A 636-nucleotide genomic window follows, 5' to 3' on the forward strand; every position below is an offset into this window, starting at 1 on the left:
GGGGTGCCCGTCGTGGCGGTCGGAGTGAAGCCCGTGCAGTCGTTGAAGGATCCGCCGGTACCCTCCTCGATCACGAGGCTGATGCGGTTCTCGAGGCCCTGACCGGATGCGCTGAGGTTCTGCTGGTACAGCTTCACCACGCCGGGGACGGAGGAGTTCGACGTCACGACGATGCATTTCTTGCCGGTCTGGCCGGGCACGACGTTCTCGACGGTGAAGGCCGCGGTGCCCTTGTCATCGTCGGTGAGGGAGACGCTGCCCGACGACCAGGCGTTTCCCGAGTTGCGGGTCGTGGAGGTGAAGGCCGCTTGCGAACCCTGCCACACGATGCCTCCGGCGAGGAGCACGGCGAGCGGGCCCGCCGCGAGAGCGGCGAGACGACGGGCGCGGGGGGCGCGACGGGCGGCGCGCGTGGTCTCCCGGACAGCGGCGGCCGGAACGACGGGGGCGGTGATGCTTTCCATGGTGATGTCCTTGCGGTGCTCGGTGGTGCGTTGGTGGGGACTCGGCGGGCGAGCGCGACGAATGCGCGCACCGAGTACGCCCCGAGCCGGCTGGCTCGCGGGCGTTCCGACGAGGAGAGGGGGGTGTGATCGGGGCGGACGGCGGGTCGATTCCCTGCGTCGAGACGGTGTC

1 protein-coding gene is annotated in these 636 nt (G+C 70.4%); it reads right to left on the reverse strand.

The genetic code is table 11. The annotated features are described in order from the left end of the window. Positions 1 to 464: hypothetical protein (locus AC4FQ5_RS19870; RefSeq protein WP_491146348.1), on the reverse strand; the 464-nt coding region annotated here is incomplete at its 3' end. Positions 465 to 636 lie beyond the last annotated feature (172 nt).

The organism is Chryseobacterium sp. DT-167 (genome assembly GCF_058310155.1).